The following is a 17506-nucleotide window of genomic DNA, read 5'->3' on the forward strand; positions in this document are numbered from 1 at the left end:
GCGCAGAAGAGCCGACGGCGATTAATCTTCGTGCGACAATCGCCACTTGCCCGCAACCATCCGCCAGGAGGCCGCCATGCCCTACCGTCCGAATCCGCGTCGTCCCTTGCCTGTTCAGCTTAGCGCGCTGCATCTGACCGGCAGCATTGCGCTGGGCCTGTGGCTGGGGTTCCTGGCGATTGCGCTGACCTGCTGGTTGCTATCGCGCTTCATCTTTCCCGAGCAATTGGCCCCGCTGGCTCAAGCGGTGCAGCAATTGGCCAATCCGCCAGTTGCAGTCGAGCCACAGCCGGACGTCGCACCGCCGCCAACGCCGCTGTTCCAACAGTACGAAGAAAACCTGCGCAAGAATGAACAGCAGGCCCGACTGGATCAGGCGCGCGCCAATTCGCGCAATGCGTCGAACCCGAAATGCCAGTTCTGGCTGCAGCAGGACCAGACCGCGCCGACGGAAAAGAGCCGCGCCAACGTTTTGCAATTCTGCGATTGATCATGAATAAACACAGCGTCCACCAATTGATTCTCGACAAGCTGCGCATCGACCTCGACATCGCCGAACGCGCTGCGCAAACCGCTTACGAAACCGCGACCCACGAAGAAAACATCGCCGACAACAAGTACGACACGCTGGGGCTGGAAGCGTCATATCTGGCGGCGGGTCAGGCGAAACGGGTTGAGGAGATTCGTCAGTCATTAGCGCTGTGCCAGAACCTGACGTTGCGTGCCTACGACGAAAACCGCGGCATCGAAGTCGGCGCCCTGCTCGGCCTGGAGGACGAAAAGGGTCGCGAGCAATGGCTGTTTCTAGCGCCCGATGCGGCGGGGTTGAAAGTCGACGTGGTGGGTCAGCCGATCACCGTCATCACCCCACGCTCGCCGCTGGGCAAAAGTCTGCTGGGCAAGTTCGCGGGCGATGAGGTGGAGATTCTGGTGGCGGGCACCCGGCAACAATTTGCTGTCACCGAGGTGCTCTGAAGCGGGTGCTTAGTGAACGGGCAGTTCGACGCCGTCGAACAATTCTTCCAGCTCTTGCTTGTTGTGGCACTGAATGGCCTTGGCCATGACTTCGCGGGTCAGGTGCGGGGCGAATTTCTCGATGAAGTCGCACATGAAGCCACGCAGGAAGGTGCCACGACGGAAACCGATCTTGGTGATGCTCGACTCGAACAGCTCGCTGGCATCCAGCACCACCAGGTCGTTATCGAGTTTGGTATCGACGGCCATTTTAGCCACGATGCCCACGCCCAGACCCAGACGCACGTAGGTTTTGATCACGTCGGCGTCAGCAGCGGTGAACACCACTTTCGGCGTCAGGCCACGATGGCTGAAGGCTTCGTCGAGCTTGGAACGGCCGGTGAAACCGAACACGTAAGTAACAATCGGATATTCGGCCAGCGCTTCGAGGGTCAGCTTCGGCAGCTTGGTCAGCGGGTGGCCGTGGGGTACGACCACGCAGCGGTTCCAGCGATAGCACGGCATCATCACCAGATCACCGAATAGCTCCAGCGCTTCAGTGGCAATAGCGAAATCGACGGTGCCGTCAGCGGCCATTTCGGCGATCTGCATCGGCGAGCCCTGATGCATGTGCAGGGCCACGTCCGGGTATTGCTTGATGAAATTGCTGATCACCGGCGGCAGCGCATAACGCGCCTGGGTGTGGGTGGTGGCGATCGACAGGGTGCCCTTTTTCTCGTTGGAGAATTCCTGGGCAATCTGCTTGATGCTTTCGACTTTGCGCAGAATCTCGCCGGCGGTGGTGATGATGCGCTCGCCGGCCGGGGTGACGCGGGTCAGGTGCTTGCCGCTGCGGGCGAAGACTTCGACGCCCAGCTCGTCTTCCAGCAGGCGGATCTGCTTACTGATGCCCGGTTGCGAGGTGTACAGGCTTTGAGCGGTAGCGGAAACGTTGAGGTCGTGGTGCGCCACTTCCCAGATGTAGCGCAGTTGTTGAAGCTTCATATCAATCCCTCAAAGCAGGTAGACGCCACGGGCATCAGCGACGGTATATAACTATATTAATGGTTCGAAGAATAAATCTAGAACTTTTTTATCAAAACGCCATTATTCCTGCTTCAACGATCGTCCCGCCGCCGGCGCTCCATCAGCGGCACCAGATAGACCGGCACCTTGGCCAACTGCAGAACCCGCGCCGCCGTGCGCCCCAACGGCGTTTCCGCGCCGACGCCATGGCTGTGACTGCCGACGATCAGCAGATCGACCGAGAGCTTGTGCACCTGGTCGAGAATCACCTGCGACGGATCACCCTGCAGCACGCGCACCGCGCGTATGCGCTGCAGATCCTGTTCGCCGTCGTCCCCCAGTTCTTCACGAAAGCTGTCGAGCACCCGTTGTTCGATATTGGCAATGACTGTTTTCAGACCCTGACTATGGAATTCGTTCAATGCCTGTTCGTCGAGATAGCTTTGCAGCACTGACTCGGCAAACAGGCCCATGGGTTCCACCGCGTGTACTACATAAAGATCGGCATTGAAGGTGCGCGCCAAGGCCAGGGCATGCTGCATCACGAACGGTGCGTACAGACCGAGGTCGGTGGCATACAGCATTGAGCGAATCATGGGACCTCCTCGCGAGCCAACGATGGCGGAGATTGATTCAGCTTAGCAGTGCCTTGGCGAGTACGACGTGCGACGCAACGTCCTGAATGAAAAGGCTCTAGATCGACGGTTCGTTGCTGATGCCATGGGGCACGTGGCCGGTGGCGACCACTTCGCGAGCCAGCTCGCAATGACCGGTCTGGTCATCGAAGAACACGTCAGCGGCGAAGGCTTCGAGGAACGCCGATTTGGTCAGGCCACCGAGAAACAGCGACTCATCGAGACGGATATCCCATTCCCGCAAGGTGCGAATCACCCGCTCATGGGCCGGCGCCGAACGCGCGGTCACCAGCGCCGTGCGGATCGGGCAATCGTCATCGGGAAACTCGCGCTGCAACAGATTGAGCGCTGCCAGAAAGCCCTTGAACGGCCCACCGCGCAATGGCTCGCGTGCCGATTCGCGTTCCTTGGCCTGAAACGCTTCCAGCCCTCCGGACTGATAGACGCGCTCGGACTCGTCGGAGAAAATCACCGCGTCACCGTCGAAGGCAATACGTAATTCATCACTGGCCGCACGGCTGGCGCCACCGGACAGAATCGTGGCGGCGGCGAACCCGGCGTCCAGCGCCGCACGCACGTCTTCGGCGTGGGTCGAGAGAAACAGGTCGCAGCCAAACGCTTTCAGATAAGGGTACGGACTGCGCCCACCGACGAACGCCGCACGAGAAATCGCCAGACCGTAATGATGAATCGAATTGAACACGCGCAGCCCGGTGTCGGCGCTGTTACGGGAAACCAGAATCACCTCGACCCGCGCGCGGCCGAGGCGGCTGTTCAGGCTCAGGAGTTTTTCCACCAGCGGGAACGCATCGCCCGGCGCGAGGATTTCGTCCTCGTGCTCGATCTGATATTGCCGATAGGCTTCGACGCCGCTCGACAGGTAGACCTTGTGGCTTTCGCTCAGGTCGAACAAGGCGCGCGAGGAAATCGCCAGCACCAGTTTGTCATCGATGTTATTGGCCATGCCTTCCCCCAGAACAACCGACTCAGGTGTTGCGTCGGTCGATAAAACCCAAATGGCGATACAACGCCTCGATGCGCGGCAACTCGCAGCCCGCCGCGTTCGCCGCCGCCAGTGGCCGAGCGTAAATCGCCTCCAGCTCCAGCGGGCGTTTGTGTGCAAAGTCGTGGTACATGCTCGGCCAGTAATCGGGCATTTTCTCGGTCATGGTGAACAGGTACTCGGCATAGCCGGGCGGGATCTCGTATCCACAGGCCTTGGCGCCCAGCACCACTTCGGCCATTAACGCCTGAATCGACAGGCGGCTGTCGGCATCGGCCATCAGCGCTTCGGTTCCCGCGCCGAGCAACACCGAAAGGCCGTTATAGGGAATATTCCACACCAGTTTCTGCCAGCGCGCCTGATGCAGGTTGGCCATCGCCTGCGAGTCGATGCCGGCGGCACGGAACAGTCCGGCTCCCTCTTCGACGATCGCCATGCGCGCTACTTCATCAATGGCCGAGCCGCTGTGATAACCGACATTCACCGCGCCAAGGGCCTGATGGGTAATCTGCCCCGGCCCTTCGCGGTGCACGCAGATCAGGCACAGACCACCGAGCAGATGCAGTGAATCCGGCAACAGTGGCCGCAGGCTGTCTTCGACATCCAGACCGTTCTGCAGCAACAGCACCTTGGCGTCAGGCTTGGCGGCCTGAATGATCGCCGGGGCCAGACCGGCGTTGCTGGTCGTCTTGGTGCCGACCAGCAGCCAGTCACAGGGCGGCATGTCTTCGGCAGCGGAATAGGCATTTGCCGGATGGAGCGTCAACGGCCCGTGCACCGCACTGTTGATCTGCAAACCGCGCTCAGCCACCGCCGAGAATTCGCTGCGCAACAAAAAGTGCACGTCGAAACCGGCACGCGCCAGCATCACCCCGTAAAACCCACCGATCGCACCGGTACCGATAATCCCCACCACCGGTTTGCTGACTGTCTCGCTCATGGCAACTCCTCTGCAATTCGACTCAGCGATTGCGCCACCGCCTGGTTGAGTTGATCAACCGTCAGGCGAGTGTGCACTGCGCCAAAGAACTCGCCGTCGCGCACTACAAACAGCGCCGGCAAATGAAACACCTGATAACGCTCGACCAGACCGCCATTGTCGCCGGCGTCAATCCAGCACAGCCGATCGATCGCCAGCGGCATGCCCGGCAACACCTCGCGGGCATAACGACAACTGGCGCAGCCGACGCTGGTGAAGATCACCAGAGAAACCCCGCGCATCGCCAGCAGCCGCTGGTCGGCGTCGAAGTCGGTCAGCTCGGATTCGACCACTATACTGGGGGAAACAATGTCAGATGGCCGACACAGGGAGTCTGTGCTCATGGGACGTTTCATTCCTCATCCGGACGAAGTGCCGGTTGAATTGACGTTACTCAAGCCTGAATGCATTTCCAGACAACAGCTGCACACTATCAGCCTCGGCGGCATCGCTTGCAATTACCACCGCGCCTGGCGCCACGGCACTGCACTGCAAGTACGCATGCCGACGCTGAATGCCGACTTCTGTTGCCCGGGCTACGTGGCCTGGTGTTTGCGCCGTAAAAAAGGCTATCTGGTGGGCATCGCCTTCACTGACGAACAGACCCTGTTCAGCGCGCGAATGGGTGAGCAGGTGTGTCAGATCGAACGCTATTCGCGCATGCAGGACAGCCACGACGACCTGCAGGATATTCAGGCGCTGGCCCTGCAATGGGTCGAGGAGCACGCCGAAGAGTTCTCCCACGACAACTTGCGCAAGGCTTTCGCGCAGCCAGCGCTGGACTAAAGCACGGTTTGCCCATTGTCGAGCCGCCTCTGACGCGCTAAGGTTCGGCTCCCCCGACGCGCTAAATCTGCTGTGCTCCGCCGCGCGGGGATCGCTGGCGGCCGGCACCCGTGACCTGACGAGTAAACGATGGCTGATTTACCGATCAACGACCTAAACGTCGCCTCTAACGAGACCCTGATCACTCCCGATCAGCTCAAGCGTGATATCCCCCTGAGCGACGCCGCCCTGCGCACCGTCACCAAGGGCCGCGAAGTCATTCGCAACATTCTCGATGGCACCGACCACCGTCTGTTCGTCGTGATCGGCCCGTGCTCGATTCACGACATCAAGGCTGCCCACGAATACGCCGATCGCCTCAAGGTGCTGGCCGAGGAAGTCTCGGACACTCTGTACCTGGTCATGCGCGTGTATTTCGAAAAGCCGCGTACCACCGTCGGCTGGAAAGGTCTGATCAACGATCCGTATCTGGACGACTCGTTCAAGATCCAGGACGGTCTGCACATCGGTCGTCAGTTGCTGCTCGACCTGGCCGAGAAAGGCCTGCCGACCGCGACCGAAGCCCTCGACCCGATCTCCCCGCAGTATCTGCAGGATCTGATCAGCTGGTCGGCCATCGGCGCGCGTACCACCGAATCGCAGACTCATCGCGAAATGGCTTCCGGCCTGTCCTCGGCTGTCGGCTTCAAGAACGGCACCGATGGCGGCCTGACCGTGGCGATCAACGCCTTGCAGTCGGTGTCCAGCCCGCACCGTTTCCTCGGCATCAACCAGGAAGGTGGCGTGTCGATCGTCACCACCAAAGGCAACGCCTACGGTCACGTGGTGCTGCGCGGCGGTAATGGCAAGCCGAACTATGATTCGGTCAGCGTAGCCCTGTGCGAGCAGGCGCTGAACAAGGCGAAGATCAAGCCGAACATCATGGTCGATTGCAGCCACGCCAACTCCAACAAGGACCCGGCGCTGCAACCGCTGGTAATGGAAAACGTCGCCAACCAGATTCTTGAAGGCAACCAGTCGATCATCGGCCTGATGGTTGAAAGCCACCTGAACTGGGGCTGCCAGGCGATTCCAAAGGATCTCGCCGACCTGCAATACGGCGTGTCGATCACCGATGCCTGCATCGATTGGTCCGCCACCGAAAACACCTTGCGCAGCATGCACGCCAAGCTCAAGGACGTATTGCCGAAACGCCAGCGCACGTAAGCTGCGTTTTACGCGCATAAAAAAACGCCGGACATTGTCCGGCGTTTTTGTGTGTGCGGTTCAGATCTTCGCAGCGCGGCGCTGATGACGTTCCATATAGCGCTCGACGTAGGAGCATGACGGGATCACCGTGTAGCCCATTTCTTCGGCGTATTGCAGCGCGCGTTCGGTCAGCGCTGCGGCAATGCCACGGCCGCGCAGGGCATTGGGCACGAAGGTGCGGTAGATATCCAGGGTCTGCTTGCCCAGATCCATGTAGGTCAGGTAAGCACGATGACCGTCCACAGTGGTCTCGAATTGATGACCAGCCTGGTCATGGTGGATGGACAACGCCTCGCTCATCACTACTCCTCGCGGGTCTTGAATTGTGACCCCTACCTTACCGATGTTTTTCCGGCGAAGGAACATCTACGCCACCCCGTGCCTGATGGACACTGAGAAGAGCCACACCGATCTCGCGCAATCTGACACCTGCTGAATAGTAGGCACCATTGGCGAAAATGCTCAAGGTACGCTCGTCATCGGATGGTTTGCGTGCATTGGCATCGATGGTCGCAGGTTCTGCCGCAAGACAATCTTTGCGTGCCGTTTGCCTGAACATTGCCGGAATGTTGAGACTTAAGACGTGCGACCTTTTTTAAAGTCACCTGTACATCGATAAAGATACGCGAAGCGCTTCGCAGAACCTGAACAAAAGTGTGGACGAATTCATTTAGAAAGACTTTAGCCGAAGTCGCAAAAACAGCGCGCGAGCGCGGGAACTTTTCCCGTTTGAGTCGCTCACGCCGGGGCTTGCAGCTGGATATTTTTTATACAGCGCAGTTAAAAGTTGCTCGAAAAAGAATCAACGCCTACAATTTTTTTTGCTTCTTGCGCTACGTCAGTTTACTTACTACAAGTAATGGGTAGTATGTACGCCGGCTATTTCCTCAATCGTGAGGAGACAGCCACTTAATTTGAAAGTCCTTGAAGGGGAACACGATGAACAACGTTCTGAAATTCTCTGCTCTGGCTCTGGCCGCAGTTCTGGCTACCGGTTGCAGCAGCGCATCGAAAGAAACCGAAGCACGTCTGACCGCTACTGAAGACGCAGCTGCTCGCTCCCAGGCTCGTGCAGACGAAGCTTACCGTAAAGCTGATGAAGCTCTGGCTGCTGCTCAAAAAGCACAACAGACTGCTGACGAAGCTAACGAGCGTGCTCTGCGCATGCTGGAAAAAGCTAGCCGCAAGTAATAATCCCTCGGGATTGTTATCGAGCCGATCCGGTTTTCCGGGTCGGCTTTTTTGTGCCCGGTGCTTTTCTCCGGGCAATAAAAAACCCGCCGACGCTGCTCGCATCGGCGGGTTTTCAATCAGCGCTTATTGCTGCAGGTCGATCGGTGCACTGCTCACCATTGGCGCCGAGGTATTCGGCACGGCGATCTCTACCGGCAGGCCGTCTTCGGCGGCGACCACATCACGCACCACATCCCAGTTCATGCGCAGGTTGCTGGTGATGTCCTCACGCTTGAGCATCGCGTTGATTACCGCGGTGTGCTTGTCGACCACCGACGGGTTGCCCTTGTCGTCGAGCGGCGTGTGCGCTTCCAGATAGACCTTGCCGCCACTGCGACCGAACTTGTACGGGTCGTTGATGATGCGTACCGAGGTGCCGACCGGGACCATGCCGGCCATTTCCAGCACGTTGTTGTTGAACATGCGGAAGCAGCCGTGGCTGGTACGCATGCCGATGCCGAACTTCTTGTTCGAACCATGGATCAGATAGCCCGGCGTGCCGAGGGTGAACTTGAACGGGCCCAGCGGGTTATCAGGACCGGCCGGCACCACATTGGGCAGCGGATCACCGTCAGCGGCGTGTTCGGCCTTGATCGAAGCCGGAGGCGTCCACGTCGGGTTCGGTGTCTTGGCGATGATCGAGGTGTGCGCGATCGGCGAGCCCCAGCCTTCACGGCCGATACCCAGCGGGAAGGTGTACACCACGTCGCGGCCTTTCGGATAGTAATAGAGACGGTATTCGGCGAGGTTGATGACGATGCCTTCACGCGGGCCAGGCGGCAGGATGAAGCGCGTCGGCAGGACGATCTCGGTACCGGCCCCCGGCAGCCAGGCATCGATGCCCGGGTTGGCCGCAACCATTTCCGAATAGCCCAGATCGTAGGTGGTGCCCAGGTCGGCGAAGGTGTCTTCGTACTTGGCTTTGATCACCTGCACCTGACCGACGATGTCTTCGCCGGGTGGTGGCAGGGGAAGCTCCAATGCAGCAACGGGACCGGCCACACACAGGGCGGCAAGTGACAGGCAGCGGGTGACGGCAGGAAAGCGCGGCAACATCCGGAAAATCCTTCGCATGATCATCAAGGGTATAAGGGCGCGATTGTACACCGCGGCTTGGGGATTCGGGAGACACGCCGATAGACCGTGTCGCGCCCTGAAAGATCGCAGCCTCGTTGCACTCGTCAGCTCCTACATTTGCAACGCATTCCCTGTAGGAGCTGACGAGTGCAACGAGGCTGCGATCTTTTGATCTTAAAGTTCGAAACGCAGCTCAGGCCAGATCGGCGACGTACCGCGCTTCTGCGATTCGAGAATCGCCCGGCACAGCGAGCACAGACGCTGATCCTGGAACACCCGGCGATCAACATTCGACCAGCGCGGTTGCGCTGGCAGCAGCGTGCCGCACAGCGTGCGATCGGCAGAGCCACCGAGTTCCAGCTGACGCGTCACCAGATGCACCCGCACTTCCTGGCAGGCGAACAGATCCAGCTGCTCGTCAGGCTCGATCAGTTGGTAGGCAAACAGGGACCAGGCAGGACGCGGCATCGGGGGCTCCAAATTAGGGGGCGCCACATTAGCCGAAAGCCTGCCTCTAGAAAAGCCTCATAACAGCGGTTTTAGCGTCGGCCAGACATTTTCCAGCAACTTGCCCTGAGCCCCGGCAGCCGGGTGCAGACCGTCGGCCTGCATCAGGTCCGGATGACCACCGACACCTTCGAGAAAAAACGGCACCAACGGGATGTTTTTCTCATCGGCGAGCTTGCCGTAAACCTCGGCGAACGAATCGGTGTAGCGCTTGCCATAATTGGGTGGCAACTGCATGCCGAGCAGCAGCACTTTCGCGCCGCTCTGCCGCGAGCTGTCGATCATCGAAGCAAGATTTTGTTGCAATTGCGTTGGCGGCATCCCGCGCAGGCCGTCGTTGCCACCCAACTCGAGGATTACCAGCTCAGGCTTATGCTCTGCAAGCAGCGCCGGCAGCCGCGCCAGGCCTCCGGCACTGGTGTCGCCACTGATCGAGGCGTTGACCACTTTATCGTCGAAACCCTCTTGTTTGAGGCGCTGCTCGAGCAGCGAGACCCACCCCAGACGGGTATCCAGGCCGAAACCGGCGCTGATACTATCGCCAACGATCAGGACAGTACCCGCCGCTGCGTTCTGGGCCATGCACATCAAGGCCAGGCCAGCACTCAAAAACCATACACGCATCGGATTCTCCATGGGCGCAAGCATTCTCACCGCGAAGAACCTCAGCAAAGTGGTCCCTAGCGCGGAAGGTGAACTGACTATCCTGCACGAACTCAGCCTGGAACTGAACAAGGGCGACAGCCTGGCCATCGTCGGCGCGTCCGGTTCCGGCAAATCCACTCTGCTCGGCCTGCTCGCCGGCCTCGACCTGCCGAGCAGCGGCGAAGTCACCCTCGCCGGCCAGGGCCTGAGCAATCTCGACGAAGACCAGCGCGCGCGAATCCGCGCCGAGCATGTCGGGTTTGTCTTCCAGTCATTTCAGTTGCTCGACAGTCTCAATGCGCTGGAGAACGTCATGTTGCCGCTTGAACTCGATGGCCGCAAAGATGCCCGCGAGCGCGCTACGCAATTGCTTCAGCGCGTCGGCCTCGGCCAGCGCCTGACCCACTCGCCGCGCCAGCTCTCAGGTGGTGAACAGCAGCGCGTGGCCATCGCCCGCGCCTTCGCCGCCGAACCGGACGTGCTGTTCGCCGACGAGCCGACCGGCAACCTCGACAGCCACACCGGCGAGCGCATCAGCGACTTGCTGTTCGAATTGAACAAGGAACGCGGCACCACCCTGGTGCTGGTGACCCACGACGAACGCCTGGCCCATCGCTGCCGGCGCCTGATCCGTCTTGAAGCCGGGCTGCTGGTCGCCCCTCTGGAGCCTTGATGGCACGTCTGCCGCTGTTGCGTCTGTTCAGCCTTGCCCTGCGCCAGCTCATGCGCGATGCCCGCGCCGGAGAATTGCGCGTGTTGTTCTTCGCGCTGGTGGTGGCCGTCGCGGCGAGCACCGCGATCGGCTACTTCGGCGCCCGCCTCAATGGCGCAATGATGCTGCGCGCTACCGAGTTTCTCGGTGCCGATCTGGTCCTTGAAGGCAGCTCGCCGGCCCGCGAGGAGCAAATCCGCAGCGGCACCGAACTGCGCCTGAATCATGCGCAAGTGGTGGAGTTCTCCAGCGTCATCGCCACTGACAATGGCATTCAGTTATCCAGCATCAAAGCCGTCGACCGCGCGTATCCTTTGCGCGGCGAGCTGAAAAGCGCGCCCGCGCCATTTGCCAATGAAGAAGTCGGCGGCGAACCGCAACCCGGTGAAGCCTGGGTCGAGGCGCGTCTGCTGACCGCGCTGGATCTGAAGATCGGCGACAGCATCGACGTCGGCATGAAGACGCTCAAGCTGACCCGCGTGCTGACCTACGAGCCGGATCGCGCCGGCAACTTCTACAGCCTGACGCCACGGGTGTTGATCAATTTTGAGGACCTCGCCGCCACCGGCGTGGTGCAACCGGGCAGCCGGGTGAGTTATCGCGAACTGTGGCGCGGCGAACCGCAGGCGCTGGAAACTTATCGCGAGCTGATCAAACCGGGCCTCGCTGCAAACCAGCGAATCCAGGATGCCCGTGACGGTAACCGGCAGATTGGCGGTGCGCTGGGCAAGGCCGAGCGCTATCTGAACATGGCCAGTCTGGTCGCGGTGTTGTTGGCTGGCGTGGCCGTGGCGCTGTCGGCCAATCGTTTCGCCAGTCGGCGTTTCGACGCCAGTGCCTTGCTGCGCTGCCTCGGCTTGTCACGCCGGGAAACCATGGTGCTGTTCAGCCTGCAACTGACCGTGCTCGGCCTGATTGCCGCCATCAGTGGCGCCCTGCTCGGCTGGCTGGCGCAACTGGGGCTGTTCGCGTTGCTGCATGATTTGCTGCCAAGTGACGTACCGCCGGGCGGCCTGTTTCCGGCGATGGCCGGGATTGGCACCGGGCTGGTGGCGCTGGCCGGTTTTGCCTTGCCGCCTTTGGCTGCACTGGGTCGCGTGCCGCCGCTGCGGGTGTTGCGCCGCGACATGCTGCCGATCCCCTCGAGCACATGGATAGTGTACGGCGCGGCGTTGGGTGCGCTGGGCCTGATCATGTGGCGTCTGAGTCTGGATCTGCTGCTGACCTTCGCCCTGCTTGGCGGTGGCGTAGTCGCCGCGCTGGTGCTGGGCGGCCTGCTGTTGTTGCTGCTGCAAAGCCTGCGCCGCATGCTGGCCCGCGCCTCGTTGCCTTGGCGTCTGGGCCTTGGCCAGTTGTTGCGGCATCCATTGGCGGCGGCCGGGCAGTCGCTGGCGTTCGGTCTGATCCTGTTGTCGATGGCGCTGATCGCACTGCTGCGCGGCGAATTGCTCGACACCTGGCAGAACCAGCTACCGAAAAATGCGCCGAACTACTTCGCGCTGAATATCCTCCCGGCGGACAAAAAGGCTTTCGCCGATCACCTGATCAAGGTGTCCGCGCAAGCGGCGCCGTTGTATCCGGTGGTGCCGGGTCGGTTGATCAGCATCAATGGCGAAGCGGTACAACAGATCGTCAGCAAGGACTCGGCCGGTGACCGCGCCATTCAGCGTGACCTGAGCCTGACCTGGGCGGCGGATCTGCCGGCCGGCAACAAGCTCACCGCCGGCTCGTGGTGGAGCGGCCAGCCGTCCGATGATGTGCCGGGGGTCTCGGTGGAAGGCAAGGTTGCCGAAAGCCTGAAACTCAAACTCGGCGATCACATGGTATTCAGCGTCGGCGGCGTCAATCGCGAAGCGAAGGTCACCAGCCTGCGCGAGATCAACTGGGACAACTTCCAGCCGAACTTCTTCATGATCTTCCAGCCCGGTACCTTGAAGGATCTGCCGGCGACTTACCTGACCAGTTTCTATCTGGCTCCGGGGCATGATCAGCAGATCGTCGAGTTGTCGCGGACCTTCCCGGCGGTGACCATCCTGCAGGTCGAAGCGTTGCTCGAACAGCTGCGTAGCATCCTCGCTCAGGTCACTCTGGCGGTGGAATATGTATTGTTGTTTGTTCTGGCTGCGGGGATGGCGGTGCTGTTCTCCGGCCTGCAAGCGACGCTGGATGAACGCATCCGCCAGGGTGCGCTGTTACGCGCGCTGGGTGCCGAGCGGCAATTGCTGATCAAGGCGCGGCGTATCGAATTCGGTTTGTTGGGTGCGGTCAGCGGTCTGCTCGCGGCGATCGGTTCGGAGGTGGTCAGTCTGGTGCTGTACCGCTTCGCTTTTGATCTGCCATGGCATCCGCATCCATGGCTGCTGGTGCTGCCGCTGATTGGCGCCGCGCTGATTGGGGGCGCCGGTGTGTTCGGCACGCGTCGCGCTCTGAATGCCAGCCCGCTGACAGTGCTGCGCGAGGGTTGATAGACTCAAGCGGTCTTAATCACAAGAAGTCGCCATGAGTCGTTATCGCCCTCCCCGCACCGCCGGCACCGCGCTGATCACCCCCGAGGGTGAAGCGCGGATGCGCGCCGAATTCCATGAGTTGTGGCATGTGCGTCGCCCGCAGGTCACCCAGGCTGTGAGTGAAGCGGCGGCGCAGGGTGATCGTTCGGAAAACGCCGAATACACCTACGGCAAGAAGATGCTGCGCGAAATCGACAGTCGCGTGCGTTTTCTCACTAAACGCCTGGAAGCGCTCAAGGTAGTCAGCGAAAAACCCAGCGATCCAAACAAGGTGTATTTCGGCGCCTGGGTGACCATCGAAGACGAAGACGGCAAGCAGTCGCGCTACCGCATTGTCGGCCCCGATGAACTGGACCTCAAACAAGGTTTGATCAGCATCGACTCGCCGCTGGCCCGCGCGCTGATCGGCAAGGCACTCGACGCGGAAGTGCGGGTGCAAACGCCGACCGGCGAGCAGTTCGTTTACATCGTTGCGATTGAATACCCGTAAGACTGATCAGCGCCGAGTGATCAGGCCCTGCCGCGCTACGCGGGTCAGTTGCTTGATCATGTCCGGCGCATCTTCTGCGCTCGGCGCCTGAATCACCGCCAGATCAAAGCTGTCGGTGGCGAAACGCGCCAGCGACTCGCCGTCATCGACAAACTGGATCAGGAACGCGGCAGGACCGCCGCTGCGACGTGGCCAGCCATCGAGATAACGCAACAGCGTCGGCTGGTGTTTGCCGCCAAGAAGGATTTTCGGGTTGCGCTGGGTGACATGTGCCGTGATCGGCGCGGGACGTGCTGGAGGGCGTAGTGCGTTCATCGTGTCGTGTCTCTGCCTCAAAAGTCTGCATGGCAGGTGAGAGGCAACACCGAACCAGCGCTTTAGCGGTATTTCGAAGCCCTGTTCCGGCTTCTGACGGTAACTGTAGAAGTCACCTGGCGCCCCGCAAGTAGCTGTTTAAATCGGCGCATGGGCAACATCCTAGAGAACGTGACCGATCAGTGTCAAGAATCGCCAGCAACAAAAAAGGCCCGCGCAATGCGGGCCTTTGCCTTGAGCCAGAGCCTTCAACCGGCGATGGCGCGATCCGCCGAGAGCCTGCCGGCACCTTCGATCAGTACCGCGATGCTGCCGGCCAGCAGAGCCAGAGCGAACTCATAACCGTTGTTGGCCATGAACAGACCGTTACCGATGTGCACCGAGAAGATCGCCACCAGCGAGAGGAACGCCAGACCGAGTGCCGCCGGGCGTGCCAGCAGGCCGATGATCAGCGCCAGACCGGCGAAGAACTCGGTACCGCCAGCCAGCGAGGCCATCAGGTAGCCGGGGGTCAGGCCAATGCTTTCCATCCATTGTGCGGTGCCGGCCAAGCCGTAACCACCGAACAGACCAAAGAGTTTCTGCGAACCGTGGGCGGCGAAGATCACGCCGACAGCAATGCGCAGGACAGTCAGGCCGTAACCGGCGCGGGTGAACAGAACCTTGTTGATCAGAGAGCTCATGGTGCATTCCTTGTTGTGCAGAGTGTTTGTGTGTTTGGGTTGGTCTCTATATTAATCAGTTTATTTCATGTTTAAAGCGCAAAAATTTCGCCATAACAATCGAATTGTTAGATTATTTCCGTGTGACCACTTTCTGCTGCCGGGGCTCGAGCGACTCTCGCTCCCGGTCGAATGCCAGGTAATACTTGTTCACGCTATTAACATAGCTGACGGCGCCCATCCCCACCTGCTCCATGGCAATGCGCTCGACCTGGAAGAACCACTGGTTGGGATTGAGGCCACGGCGGCGGGCTTCCGCGCGCATGCCCTGCACGCGCTCGGGGCCGATGTTGTACGCGGCGAGGGTGAACGCCATGCGCTCACGCTCGTTGAGTTTCGGGCTGCTGAAGAACTTGCGGCGGATCATCGCCAGGTACTTGGCGCCGGCCTGCACATTCGCATCGAGATTCTGGATATTGTTCACGCCGACCCGTTGCGCGGCGGACGGAGTGATCTGCATCAGCCCGGTCGGGCCGCTGCCGCTGCGAGCGTTGGGCTGCAGACGCGATTCCTTGAACGCCAGCGCCGCCAGGTTAAGCCAGTCCATGTTCTGCGCATCGGCGTGCTTCTGCAGGGTTGGACGGAGTTTTTCCAGACGCTGGCGATCGGCCTTGGCCAGCGGATTGTGCACCTGATACAGGCGTCGATAGATGCGCAGGAAAGCGGCGTCTTCATCCGACGGTCTCTTGTAACCGGTGAGGAAGCGATCAATGCTCGCGCGCAACATCGACGCATCGCGGCGCACGAACCAATGTTCTTCGCCCGGCTCGCCGAGGCTCAGCTGCCGATCGAGACGCAGCTTCGGCAGGATCTTGCCCCAACGCTCGGCAATCGGTTGCTCGACAATGGTCAGGTGGAAAATCCCGCCCTGGACCATCTCCAGCACATCTTCGACCGCCAGCGTCGGATCGACCCACTCGATATTGATCGGCGCGAGTTTGTGCAGCGCCAGTTTCTGGTTGAGCTGACTGACCACCTCCCCCGCCGCACTACCGGTGGGCAAGGCCAGGGTCTTGCCGGACAGTTGCTCGACCTTGGTGTAACGGCGTTGGCCCTTGATCCCGACCAGCACCAGCGGCACGTTGCTGGCAATCGGCTCACTGCTGGCGACCGCGTAGCCAGAAGGCAGATCGAGCAATTCACCGGGCGCGACCATATCGCCTTCGCCGCGCTGCAAGGCGCCGAGCAATTGATCCTTGGCTTTGGGAATGATTTTGAGGGTGACTTCCTGGCCGTCGCGAGCGTGGCCGTTGAGGTATTGCTCGAACGCGCGCAGTCGGTGGTACTCGACACCGATGGCCTGACCCTGGACTTCGCCGGAGCTGTTGCGGCTCTGATTGACTAACACCCGCAACACGCGGCTGCTGCGAATTTCGGAGAGGTCGCGAACCTTGCTCGCCGGCACGGCTTGCAGCGGCCCGGGCAGGCGCGCGACCGCCGTCATCGGCAGCAGCAACGCAGCACACAACAGCAGCAGAACCGAGGGACGATGCATCCACTCTCCGAAAAGAATACCGGGCGATTCGTCGCAAAAAAGACGACATCACCGACGAAAACAGAGCGCTTTGCGCGCTGATAAAGTGCGAGAGACTGGCACAGTGATGGCATCGTCGCCACCCCGGAGTCCTTCGCGGCCTCAACAGACAGCCATAAGTCGTTGTAGTTCTTGGCTTTTCTTATAAATCTACAGCTCTGATATGCTTTCCGGCCTTCGGCCCGAGGTAGCACCATGCAACTCATCGATATCGGCGTCAACCTGACCAACCCCAGTTTCGCCGACAAACACCAGGCCGTGCTCGACCGTGCCTATGCCGCCGGCGTCTGCCAACTGGTACTGACCGGCACCAGCGTCGAGGGTAGCGAGCAGGCGCTGGAACTGTGCCGGCAACTGGATGAAAGCGGCCAACGGCTGTTCGCCACCGCCGGTATTCACCCCCATTCGGCCAGCGACTGGAACGCTGACAGCGCCCGTCGTCTGCGCAGTCTGTTGAACGAATCCAACGTCGTCGCGGTGGGCGAATGCGGGCTGGATTTCAACCGCGACTTCTCCCCGCGCCCGCAACAGGAAAAGGTTCTCGAAGAACACCTGGCGCTGGCCGTCGAACTGCAATTGCCGGTATTCCTGCATGAGCGCGATGCCAGCCAGCGCCTGCTGGAAATCCTCAAGGACTTCCGCGATCAACTGCCGGCGGCGGTGGTGCACTGCTTCACTGGCGAGCAAAAGGCTTTGTTCAGCTACCTCGATCTGGATCTGCACATCGGCATCACCGGCTGGATCTGCGACGAACGCCGGGGCACGCATCTGCATCCACTGGTCAAAGAGATCAAAGCGGGACGGCTGATGCTGGAAAGCGATGCGCCATATCTGCTGCCGCGCACGTTGCGGCCGAAGCCGAAAAACGGCCGCAATGAGCCGGCGTATCTGAGCGAAGTGCTGCGCGAGGTGGCGTTGCATCGCGGCGAGACCGAGGAAGCGCTGGCCGCGCATAGCACCGCATGTGCCCGGGCGTTTTTTAAACTCCCCATTCTCATCTGACTGCACACTTCCCCTGTGGGAGCGAGCCTGCTCGCGAAGGCGGTGGATCAGCTACAAATGGGCTGAAGGACGCAACGCTTTCGCGAGCAGGCTCGCTCCCACAATAGATCTCGGCATCTGTTGATTCATAT

General features: G+C 60.5%; 21 protein-coding genes. 9 read left to right on the forward strand and 12 right to left on the reverse strand.

The genetic code is table 11. The features are described from left to right. Positions 1–76 precede the first annotated feature (76 nt). Entirely contained in the window at positions 77–490 is a 414-nt protein-coding gene (locus CKW30_RS24765) for a hypothetical protein (RefSeq protein ID WP_095182207.1), read from the forward strand. 2 nt (positions 491–492) lie between these two features. Further along, positions 493–975 carry a GreA/GreB family elongation factor gene (locus CKW30_RS24770; RefSeq protein ID WP_095182208.1) on the forward strand — a complete coding sequence of 161 codons (483 nt, stop codon included), beginning with the start codon at positions 493–495 and terminating at the stop codon, positions 973–975. A gap of 9 nt (positions 976–984) precedes the next feature. On the opposite strand, the gene cysB is transcribed toward CKW30_RS24770, so the two are convergent. The 5 genes from cysB to CKW30_RS24795 form a co-directional block, all read right to left on the reverse strand. After that, the gene (gene cysB, locus CKW30_RS24775; protein ID WP_016770873.1) at positions 985–1959 is read right to left on the reverse strand and encodes an HTH-type transcriptional regulator CysB; all 975 of its coding nucleotides are present in this window, start codon (positions 1957–1959) and stop codon (positions 985–987) included. Positions 1960–2072: 113 nt separating this feature from the next. After that, a complete protein-coding gene (locus CKW30_RS24780) occupies positions 2073–2576 on the reverse strand; it encodes a universal stress protein (RefSeq protein ID WP_041478409.1) in 504 nt (167 codons plus the stop codon). Positions 2577–2673: 97 nt separating this feature from the next. Then, on the reverse strand, positions 2674–3579 hold the full coding sequence (locus tag CKW30_RS24785) for a 5'-nucleotidase (RefSeq protein ID WP_039759920.1): 906 nt from the start codon (positions 3577–3579) through the stop codon (positions 2674–2676). Positions 3580–3601: 22 nt separating this feature from the next. Further along, on the reverse strand, positions 3602–4558 hold the full coding sequence (locus tag CKW30_RS24790) for a putative 2-dehydropantoate 2-reductase (protein WP_095182209.1): 957 nt from the start codon (positions 4556–4558) through the stop codon (positions 3602–3604). Continuing rightward, a complete protein-coding gene (locus CKW30_RS24795) occupies positions 4555–4941 on the reverse strand; it encodes a co-chaperone YbbN (protein ID WP_095182210.1) in 387 nt (128 codons plus the stop codon). The genes CKW30_RS24790 and CKW30_RS24795 overlap by 4 nt, the downstream gene beginning before the upstream one ends. Here CKW30_RS24795 and CKW30_RS24800 point away from each other — a divergent pair. Both CKW30_RS24800 and CKW30_RS24805 read left to right on the forward strand, forming a co-directional pair. Next, complete coding sequence (locus CKW30_RS24800) at positions 4940–5383, forward strand: PilZ domain-containing protein (RefSeq protein ID WP_041478403.1); 444 nt, start codon at positions 4940–4942, stop codon at positions 5381–5383. The two genes, CKW30_RS24795 and CKW30_RS24800, sit on opposite strands and share 2 nt — an antisense overlap. A 129-nt stretch (positions 5384–5512) precedes the next feature. Continuing rightward, a complete protein-coding gene (locus CKW30_RS24805) occupies positions 5513–6589 on the forward strand; it encodes a 3-deoxy-7-phosphoheptulonate synthase (protein WP_016770878.1) in 1077 nt (358 codons plus the stop codon). Positions 6590–6649: 60 nt separating this feature from the next. Here CKW30_RS24805 and CKW30_RS24810 read toward each other — a convergent pair whose 3' ends face one another. Further along, the gene (locus tag CKW30_RS24810) at positions 6650–6931 is read right to left on the reverse strand and encodes a GNAT family N-acetyltransferase (protein WP_016770879.1); all 282 of its coding nucleotides are present in this window, start codon (positions 6929–6931) and stop codon (positions 6650–6652) included. Positions 6932–7570: 639 nt separating this feature from the next. Between CKW30_RS24810 and oprI the strand changes: the two genes are divergently transcribed. Further along, positions 7571–7822 (forward strand): outer membrane lipoprotei OprI, encoded by a 252-nt coding sequence (oprI, locus tag CKW30_RS24815; RefSeq protein WP_003183784.1) that lies wholly within the window; start codon positions 7571–7573, stop codon positions 7820–7822. 126 nt (positions 7823–7948) lie between these two features. On the opposite strand, the gene CKW30_RS24820 is transcribed toward oprI, so the two are convergent. The 3 genes from CKW30_RS24820 to CKW30_RS24830 form a co-directional block, all read right to left on the reverse strand. Further along, positions 7949–8920 (reverse strand): L,D-transpeptidase family protein, encoded by a 972-nt coding sequence (locus CKW30_RS24820; RefSeq protein WP_024013783.1) that lies wholly within the window; start codon positions 8918–8920, stop codon positions 7949–7951. Positions 8921–9115: 195 nt separating this feature from the next. After that, positions 9116–9409 (reverse strand): hypothetical protein, encoded by a 294-nt coding sequence (locus CKW30_RS24825; protein WP_016770881.1) that lies wholly within the window; start codon positions 9407–9409, stop codon positions 9116–9118. 57 nt (positions 9410–9466) lie between these two features. Beyond that, positions 9467–10072, reverse strand: a complete 606-nt coding sequence (locus CKW30_RS24830) for an arylesterase (RefSeq protein ID WP_095182211.1) — start codon at positions 10070–10072, stop codon at positions 9467–9469. A gap of 10 nt (positions 10073–10082) precedes the next feature. Between CKW30_RS24830 and CKW30_RS24835 the strand changes: the two genes are divergently transcribed. The 3 genes from CKW30_RS24835 to greB are packed head-to-tail and all read left to right on the forward strand — an operon-like array spanning position 10083 to position 13802. Continuing rightward, entirely contained in the window at positions 10083–10766 is a 684-nt protein-coding gene (locus CKW30_RS24835) for an ABC transporter ATP-binding protein (protein ID WP_016770883.1), read from the forward strand. After that, complete coding sequence (locus CKW30_RS24840; protein ID WP_095182212.1) at positions 10766–13270, forward strand: ABC transporter permease; 2505 nt, start codon at positions 10766–10768, stop codon at positions 13268–13270. The genes CKW30_RS24835 and CKW30_RS24840 overlap by 1 nt, the downstream gene beginning before the upstream one ends. 34 nt (positions 13271–13304) lie before the next feature. Next, a complete protein-coding gene (greB, locus tag CKW30_RS24845) occupies positions 13305–13802 on the forward strand; it encodes a transcription elongation factor GreB (RefSeq protein ID WP_071173132.1) in 498 nt (165 codons plus the stop codon). Positions 13803–13808: 6 nt separating this feature from the next. Here the strand turns inward: greB and CKW30_RS24850 are convergent, their stop codons facing one another. The 3 genes from CKW30_RS24850 to CKW30_RS24860 all read right to left on the reverse strand — a co-directional run bounded on the left by CKW30_RS24850 (position 13809) and on the right by CKW30_RS24860 (position 16334). Beyond that, entirely contained in the window at positions 13809–14117 is a 309-nt protein-coding gene (locus CKW30_RS24850; RefSeq protein WP_095182213.1) for a hypothetical protein, read from the reverse strand. A 248-nt stretch (positions 14118–14365) separates the two neighbouring features. Then, positions 14366–14800 (reverse strand): DoxX family protein, encoded by a 435-nt coding sequence (locus tag CKW30_RS24855; RefSeq protein ID WP_095182214.1) that lies wholly within the window; start codon positions 14798–14800, stop codon positions 14366–14368. Between the two features lie 112 nt (positions 14801–14912). Then, entirely contained in the window at positions 14913–16334 is a 1422-nt protein-coding gene (locus CKW30_RS24860) for a transglycosylase SLT domain-containing protein (RefSeq protein WP_095182215.1), read from the reverse strand. A 234-nt stretch (positions 16335–16568) separates the two neighbouring features. Here CKW30_RS24860 and CKW30_RS24865 point away from each other — a divergent pair, with 234 nt between their 5' ends. Then, entirely contained in the window at positions 16569–17375 is an 807-nt protein-coding gene (locus tag CKW30_RS24865) for a TatD family hydrolase (RefSeq protein WP_095182216.1), read from the forward strand. Positions 17376–17506 lie beyond the last annotated feature (131 nt).

The organism is Pseudomonas sp. Irchel 3F6 (assembly GCF_900187595.1).
GTDB lineage: Bacteria > Pseudomonadota > Gammaproteobacteria > Pseudomonadales > Pseudomonadaceae > Aquipseudomonas > Aquipseudomonas siliginis.